This window comes from Streptomyces sp. UNOB3_S3 (genome assembly GCF_020740895.1).
In the GTDB taxonomy this organism is placed as follows: Bacteria; Actinomycetota; Actinomycetes; order Streptomycetales; family Streptomycetaceae; genus Streptomyces.
In genome coordinates this window covers 1-1,833 of sequence record NZ_JAILXP010000644.1, presented here as the reverse complement: position 1 = coordinate 1,833, position 1,833 = coordinate 1, and the positions used below count along the sequence as shown (strand labels likewise).

The window sequence follows — 1,833 nt, the reverse complement described above, 5'->3', positions numbered from 1 at the left end:
CCCCACCGGAAGGACCCCCTCCCGCATGTCGACCGGCACCACGCGCGAGATCAGCACCTTCAAGGGCCGGGAGAGACGCCTGCGCGCCGGCCGCATCGGAGTCGCGGGCCTGCTGCTGTCGGTCGTCGCCGCCAGCGCCCCGCTGATGGTCACCGCGGGCGTCATGCCCACGACCTACGGCACGATGGGCATCGTCGGACAGCCCCTGCTCTTCGTCCTCCTCGGCGTCGTCCTGACCCTCTTCAGCTTCGGCTACGCCGAGATGAGCCGCCACGTCCACAACGCCGGCGCCTTCTACGCCTATATCGCCCGGGGCCTCGGCGGCACGGCCGGCGCCGCCGCCTCCGTCGTCGCCCTCGTCGCCTACAGCGCCATGCAGTTCGCCATCTACGGCATCTTCGGCCACGAGTTCTCCGGCCTCCTCCGCCGGCACCTCGGCCTCGGCGTCGACTGGTGGGTCCCCGCCCTCGCCGCCGTGGCCGTCGTCGGCGTCCTCGGCTGGCTGAAGATAGACCTCAACGTCAAGGTCCTCGGCGCCCTGCTGCTCGTCGAGTGCGCCATGGTCGTCGTCTTCGACATCAGCTGCCTCGGCAGCCCCGGCCCCGAAGGCGTCTCCTTCCGCGCCTTCGACCCCACCACCCTCGGCGGCGCCGGGCTCGGCACCGCGCTCTGCTTCACCATCGCCGCCTTCGTCGGCTTCGAACAGGCCGCCGTCTACGCCGAGGAGGCCAACCGCCCCCAGGTCGTCGTCGCCCGCGTGACCTTCCTCGCCGTCGGCTTCGTCGCCCTCTTCTTCGCCCTCGGCTCCTGGGCCCTGACCATCGCCACCGGCCCCTCGCGCATCGTCGCCGCCTCCCGCGAGCAAGGCACCGGCCTCCTCTTCGCCCTCACCCAGGACCGCCTCGGCACCACCTTCACCGACCTGACGCACCTCTTCTACGTGACCGGCATGTTCGCCGCGATGCTGAGCTTCCACAACGTCGTCGCCCGCTACGCCTTCGCCATGGGCCGCGACGGCCTCCTCCCCGCCTCCGTCGGCCGCACCTCGGACGGCAGCGGCGCCCCCGCCTACGGGTCGCTGCTCCAGAGCGCCGTCTCGCTGCTGGCCGTGGCCGTCTTCGCCCTCACCGACGACCGCCCGCGGGGCGACCCCACCGCGCCCGTCATCCGGCTCTTCACCTGGATGGGCAACGTCGGGGCGCTCGGCGTCATCGTCCTCATGGCCACCGCCAGCGCCGCCGTCATCGTCTTCTTCGTCCGGCGCGGCGCCGGCCGGGCCCAGGCCCCCCGGCTGGTCGCCTCCGGAGCGGCCTGCGCGGCCCTGCTCGGCATCGTCGGCTACGCGGTCAAGGACTTCCACGTCCTCGTCGGCGCCACCGCGGGCTCGGCCCTCGGCTGGATCCTGCCGGGCATCATCGGCGCGGCCGTCGTCCTCGGCGTGATCCACGGACTGGTGCTCCGGGCGGTACGGCCCGAGCTCCACGCCCGGATCGGGCTCGGCAACGAGGCGTTCCAGCTGGAGAAGGCGGCCGCCTCGGCCGCGGCCGCCACCCCGGGCACCCCGGCGTGCCCCGGCGATCCGCCGCACCCCGGAAGGAGTTCCTCATGACCGGAAAGGCTTCCTCATGAGCTGCCACCCCGACGAGCCCGTACCGGCGTCCACGGCGCCGGCCCGGCCCGCGCACCCGCACCCGCTCGACCCGCTGACCGCCGACGAGATCACCACGGCCCGCCGCGTCCTCACGGAGGCGGGCAAGGTCACCCCCGCCACCCGCTTCCCGCTCGTCCTGCTCGACGAGCCCGACCGGCACACCGCCGCCGCCCACCGCCCCG

Annotated in this window: 1 protein-coding gene and 1 pseudogene; both read left to right on the top strand. The window is 73.8% G+C overall.

Features of this window, described 5'->3' with window-relative positions; all coding sequences use genetic code 11:
* Positions 1 to 25: 25 nt before the first annotated feature.
* Positions 26 to 1,609 carry an APC family permease gene (locus tag K6I33_RS34655; protein ID WP_229358770.1) on the top strand — a complete coding sequence of 528 codons (1,584 nt, stop codon included), beginning with the start codon at positions 26 to 28 and terminating at the stop codon, positions 1,607 to 1,609.
* A gap of 16 nt (positions 1,610 to 1,625) precedes the next feature.
* Positions 1,626 to 1,833 (top strand): annotated as a pseudogene (locus K6I33_RS34650) (tyramine oxidase); the annotation flags it as partial.